The organism is Janthinobacterium sp. UMAB-60, assembly GCF_900095235.1.
GTDB lineage: Bacteria > Pseudomonadota > Gammaproteobacteria > Burkholderiales > Burkholderiaceae_D > Janthinobacterium.
In genome coordinates, this window is record NZ_LT607505.1 from 20901 (window position 1) to 25742 (window position 4842).

A 4842-nucleotide genomic window follows, 5' to 3' on the forward strand; every position below is an offset into this window, starting at 1 on the left:
ATGGCCAGACCTATTATCTGGGCAATGCGCGCCTGATGACGGAATTGAAGCTCTTGACGCCGGACCTGCAAGCCATCCTGGCGCGGCTGGAACAGCAAGCGTACACGGCCATGGTGCTGGCCAGCCCGGCCGGCGCGCTGGGCGTGATCGCCGTGGCCGACGTGCTGCGTCCGACGGCGGCGTCCGCCATCGCCAGATTGACTGCGCTGGGCGTGACCACCGTGATGCTGACGGGAGATAATTTGCTGACGGCGCAGCGCATCGCGGCTGAGGTGGGCGTCAGCCTGGTCAAGGCGGAATTGCTGCCAGAAAATAAACTCGATGAAATCAAGGCCTTGCAGCAGCAATTTGGCGTGGTCGCCATGCTGGGCGACGGCGTCAACGACGCCCCGGCCCTGGCGCAGGCCGACATCGGCTTTGCCATGGGCGCGGCCGGCAGCGACACGGCCATCGAAACGGCGGACGTGGCCCTGATGGATGATGAACTGGGCAAGTTGCCCGAATTCATCAGCCTGAGCCAGCGCACGCGCAGCATCCTCGTGCAAAACATCAGCTTTGCCATCGGCATCAAGGCCGTCTTCTTCGGCCTGGCCCTGGCCGGCATGGCGACCCTGTGGATGGCCGTGTTCGCCGACGTGGGCGCCAGCCTGCTGGTGGTGGCCAACGGGCTGAGATTGCTGCGTCATGGAAAAAGTCACTAAATCCCTCCAGAAATAGTTCCATCTGGACAATTCATGTGAAAAACGCTACTTTGATGGCTGTTGATAACAGCCATCAAAGTAGCCGATGAGACCCATTTCCCACCTCGCCCTACTGTCCGCTCTGCTGCTGTCCACGACAGGCCTGCACGCCGAACCCCTGGCCGTCGTGCACCTCGCCCGCACAGCCTATCCGCGAGCAAGGCTATGTGCCCATCAACGGCATCGAACAATGGATCACGGTCACGGGCGCCGCCTGCGGCAATCCCGTGATCCTGTTCATCCATGGCGGCCCGGGCAATTCCTTGAGTCCGTTTGCCGACGCCATCTATCTGCGGCAGCACCTGGACAAGGACAAAGTCATCCTGATGGGAAGTTCCTGGGGTTCGATCCCGGGCGTGCACATGGCCAGGGCGCGCCCCGACCTGTTCCATGCGTATATCGGCACGGCGCAAGTGGTCAATGCGCGGGACAACGAGACCGGCATGTACCGGGAAGTGCTTGCGCTGGCGCAGTAGTCAATTAGAAGGCCCGGCGCGGCGCTTTTACGGCAGAGCGTCCTTGTCGATTTGCGCCGCGAGCCGGCGCTCGAAGTCCATCAGTTCCGGCACATTGAGGTCGGAAATGAGCCGATACTCCATGCCGGAGCGGCTCCAGCGTATCAAGTGATAGCCCTGCTTGACGCTCAGGCGCGGCGGCGCATCGCCTTTTGCTTGCTCAGGCCAGACATACAGGTTCAGCACATGCTGATGCCGGCGATACGCCAAGGCGGCGACGGGACGCTGCCTGATATAGTCGAGGCGCCCACCGACCAAGGGAAAGCCAGCTTGCGCCAGGTCAACCACGGGCGGTGAAAAATCGAGCTTGCCGCTGAACCATGGCTTGACCGTGTGCTGGTCGGACGACGCCACGTCGGCCAGGCGATCGGGCAGCAGCGAACGGAAATGGCTGGCCACGATTTCCTGGTCCAGCCGTTCCGCCTCCGATGGCACGGACAGATACAGCATCAGGGTGACGGCAAACGCCGCCGTGCTGATGCCGGCCACGCCAAAATTGATCCACGCCCACGGCAGTTGCGCCCATTTCCGGCGCTGTGGAACTTCCTTCGCCGCCTTCCCCTCTTCCTGCAGCGCCTGGCGCAGGCGCTGCTGCAGGGCGGCTGGCGCGGCGTGGCGCAGGCCATGCCGGCTCACCGCGGCGCGCAAGTCCAGCAGCTGTTCGAACGCCTTCGCGCAGTCCCGGCAATGGGCCAGGTGCTGCCTCAATTCCTGCGACGCCAGTGCGTCGAGCTCGCCATCGGCAAAGGCGGACATCTTGCTGTGTGATACGGTGCACTGCATTTCATTTCTCATCGGTATGTTGTTTTAGGTATAGCAACAACAGCTTGCGTCCCCGCGCCAGGCGCGACATCACCGTGCCGATCGGGATGCCGACGATGTCCGCGATCTCCTTGTAGGACAGATCGTCGAGTTCCTTCAGCACCAGCACTTCCCTGAACTGGCGCGGCAGTGCTTCCAGGGCACGGTTGATGGTCTCTTTTGCGTCTTGCGCCGCCACGATGTTTTCAGGGTCCATGCCGCATCCATCCCCATCGTGGCCGTGCATTTCCTCGTCAAAGCCGATGTCGTCGTGTTGCGGGCGGCTGTCGCGCAGCGACGTGTAATAGGTATTGCGCACGATCGTCAGCAGCCAGGCGCGCGCGCCATCACCATCGCCATGGTAGCCGTCCATGAAGCGGTAGGCGCGCAGGAACGCCGTCTGCACCAAGTCCTGGGCATCCTGATCATTGCGCGTGAGCCATCGCGCCAGGTTGTAGGCGGAATCCAGATGAGGCAAGGCCATTTTTTCAAACAACCTGGTTTTAACGATGTCATTCAACTCAACACCCATCCGCCTGTCGACCGTCTCACTGCATAAGACTCGCTTTGCCTGCGATTTATTCCCGCTGCAGGGACAAAAATAAACCGGCAGGGACGGGAATATTTGCACCGTCGTCGGAGTTATAGCACTTGCAGGCCCCGATCGCATCGGGTCCATGCCAGATATCTGCAAATGGAAGGAACGTAGCCATGAAATACCCGTACTTCATCCCCGGCCTGGCGGCGGCCATGCTGATGGCTTCCAGCGAAGCGGCCACCGCCGGCGACGCCGTGCACGGCCAGGCGCTGTATAAAACCATGTGCATGTCTTGCCACTCGATCGACTACAACGGCGTCGGTCCCGCGCACAAGGGCGTGTTCGGCCGCAAGGCCGGCAGCGCCGCCGGCTACGGCTATTCGCCGGCCGTGAAGGCGTCCGACGTCGTGTGGGGCGAGAAAACCCTGGATCTATGGCTGACGAATCCGGAAAAACTGATTCCCGGCCAAAAAATGGGCTACATGGTGCCGTCCGCGCAGGACCGCGCCGACCTGATCGCGTATTTGCGGCAGGAAGCCGGGCGGGCCAGCCCGGCCACGGCCGCCAGATAGCGTTTGTTTTGCCACCGGCATCGACTGAAACGAGGAGAAATATCATGATGGACCGCAGAAGTTTCATGAAACTGACCGCCATCGGCGGGGGCGCCGTGTTCATGTCCGGACTGTATGGACATGCGCAAGCGGCGGCGGCCGGCAACACGCCCGCCCCCTACGACGATTTTTACTTCGTGCAACTGTCCGACGTGCACTGGGGCTATAGCGGCGGCGCCAATCCCGACGCCCTCAATACCTTCCGCAAGGCCGTCGCCACCGTGAATGCGCTGGAGGTGCAACCCGACTTCATCATCTTCACGGGCGACCTCACGCATACGACGGACGACCCGAAGGAGCGCCGCCAGCGCATGGCCGCATTCAAGGAGATCGCGACGGGATTGAAGGTGAAAAGCGTGCGTTTCATCGCCGGCGAGCACGACGCCTCGCTCGACAACGGCACCGCCTTCAAGGAAAACTTCGGCCCGTCCAATTACACGTTCGAGCACAAGGGCGTGCATTTCATCGCCCTCGACAACGTGTCCGACCCCGGCGCGCGCATCGGCGATACGCAACTGGAATGGCTGAAAAACGACCTGGACAAGCAAGCCAAGGATGCGCGCATCGTCGTCTTCACCCACCGGCCCCTGTTCGACCTGGTCCCCAAATGGGACTGGGCCACGCGCGACGGCGACAAGGCGATCGCCCTGTTAATGCCTTACAGCAATGTGACCGTGTTCTACGGCCATATTCACCAGGAACATCACCACATGACGGGGAGAATCGCGCACCACGCCGCCAAATCGCTGATTTTTCCACTGCCGGCACCGGGATCGCAGGAAAAGCGCACGCCCCTGCCGTGGGACCCCGCCTTGCCAAACAAGGGACTCGGCTTTCGCGAAGTGGAAGCGCAGGCGGGTAATGATTATAAGCTCACGGAATTTCCCGTTACATGGACCTAAACCATGGACCGCGCCAGAAGACAGCTATGTGCAAGGTTGGCCTGTGGCTTCGGCGCGCTGCTGACGGTGGCCGCCATCGACGCCCGGGGAGTCAAAAAAGTTGCTATGAAGGAAAGGATCATCGCCATCGAGGCGAGGAAATTCGTCTACACGCCGAATGAAATCACCGTGAAAAAGGATGAAACCGTCGTGCTGGCGTTCACCGCCGTCGATTTCATCCATGGTTTTTTCATCCCGGACATGAACATCCGCGCCGACCTGAAACCGGGCCAGGTCACCGAAGTGCGGCTGACGCCCGGCAAGGCCGGCGAATACGCCTTTTTATGCGACAATTTTTGCGGCAGCGGCCACGAGGAGATGAACGGGAAGATCATCGTCACGGACTAGGCCGGCCGGCGCGCGCGGCTCCGCACGCCCGTCAGTCCCGTGGACGACGCGCCGCCTGCCGCGCCGCCGCCAGCGCCCCGACAAAGGCGGCGTCGCCCCCGGTGCAGGCGCTGGCCGTGCAGCCGCCCGTGTCCTCGGCGATGCGGAAGCCTTCGCCCAGGCTGCTGGCATTGCCGCGCCCGCCATGCCCGCGCGCGGCGCTGCGCAGCACCTGGCGCGAGGAAGAATAGCTGCCGCCCCGCGTGATGAAATAATCGCCCTCCGCCTCGCAGCCCTGGCTCCAGGCCGCGCCATCGGCGGGCGCGCCCCGGTAATCGGGATGCTGGCAATCGGCCACCCACTCGGCCA

8 protein-coding genes are annotated in these 4842 nt (G+C 62.4%); 5 read left to right on the forward strand and 3 right to left on the reverse strand.

Annotated elements, in window-relative coordinates; genetic code table 11:
* Both K0F86_RS27785 and K0F86_RS25705 read left to right on the forward strand, forming a co-directional pair.
* On the forward strand, window positions 1-701 hold a 701-nt coding region (locus tag K0F86_RS27785; RefSeq protein WP_257572370.1), incomplete at its 5' end, for an HAD-IC family P-type ATPase.
* 206 nt (window positions 702-907) lie between these two features.
* Window positions 908-1216, forward strand: a complete 309-nt coding sequence (locus K0F86_RS25705) for an alpha/beta fold hydrolase (RefSeq protein WP_219136963.1) — start codon at window positions 908-910, stop codon at window positions 1214-1216.
* 27 nt (window positions 1217-1243) lie between these two features.
* Here the strand turns inward: K0F86_RS25705 and K0F86_RS25710 are convergent, their stop codons facing one another.
* Window positions 1244-2038 (reverse strand): anti-sigma factor, encoded by a 795-nt coding sequence (locus tag K0F86_RS25710; RefSeq protein ID WP_219136964.1) that lies wholly within the window; start codon window positions 2036-2038, stop codon window positions 1244-1246.
* Window position 2039: 1 nt separating this feature from the next.
* Entirely contained in the window at window positions 2040-2588 is a 549-nt protein-coding gene (locus K0F86_RS25715; protein WP_219137004.1) for a sigma-70 family RNA polymerase sigma factor, read from the reverse strand.
* A 179-nt stretch (window positions 2589-2767) separates the two neighbouring features.
* Here K0F86_RS25715 and K0F86_RS25720 point away from each other — a divergent pair, with 179 nt between their 5' ends.
* From K0F86_RS25720 to K0F86_RS25730, 3 genes are all read left to right on the forward strand, one after another.
* Window positions 2768-3166, forward strand: a complete 399-nt coding sequence (locus K0F86_RS25720; RefSeq protein ID WP_219136965.1) for a cytochrome c family protein — start codon at window positions 2768-2770, stop codon at window positions 3164-3166.
* A gap of 47 nt (window positions 3167-3213) precedes the next feature.
* The gene (locus K0F86_RS25725) at window positions 3214-4107 is read left to right on the forward strand and encodes a metallophosphoesterase (protein ID WP_219137005.1); all 894 of its coding nucleotides are present in this window, start codon (window positions 3214-3216) and stop codon (window positions 4105-4107) included.
* 105 nt (window positions 4108-4212) lie between these two features.
* The gene (locus tag K0F86_RS25730; RefSeq protein WP_257572371.1) at window positions 4213-4494 is read left to right on the forward strand and encodes a cupredoxin domain-containing protein; all 282 of its coding nucleotides are present in this window, start codon (window positions 4213-4215) and stop codon (window positions 4492-4494) included.
* A 31-nt stretch (window positions 4495-4525) separates the two neighbouring features.
* On the opposite strand, the gene K0F86_RS25735 is transcribed toward K0F86_RS25730, so the two are convergent.
* On the reverse strand, window positions 4526-4842 hold a 317-nt coding region (locus K0F86_RS25735; protein WP_219136967.1), incomplete at its 5' end, for a formylglycine-generating enzyme family protein.

What these genes read in the sequence shown, in the direction of transcription:
- K0F86_RS25720 (WP_219136965.1), top strand. Translation starts at nt 2,768, where the DNA reads ATGAAATACCCGTACTTCATCCCCGGCCTGGCGGCGGCCATGCTGATG.
- K0F86_RS25715 (WP_219137004.1), bottom strand. Translation starts at nt 2,588, where the DNA reads ATGGGTGTTGAGTTGAATGACATCGTTAAAACCAGGTTGTTTGAAAAA.
- K0F86_RS25730 (WP_257572371.1), top strand. Translation starts at nt 4,213, where the DNA reads ATGAAGGAAAGGATCATCGCCATCGAGGCGAGGAAATTCGTCTACACG.
- K0F86_RS25725 (WP_219137005.1), top strand. Translation starts at nt 3,214, where the DNA reads ATGGACCGCAGAAGTTTCATGAAACTGACCGCCATCGGCGGGGGCGCC.
- K0F86_RS25710 (WP_219136964.1), bottom strand. Translation starts at nt 2,038, where the DNA reads ATGCAGTGCACCGTATCACACAGCAAGATGTCCGCCTTTGCCGATGGC.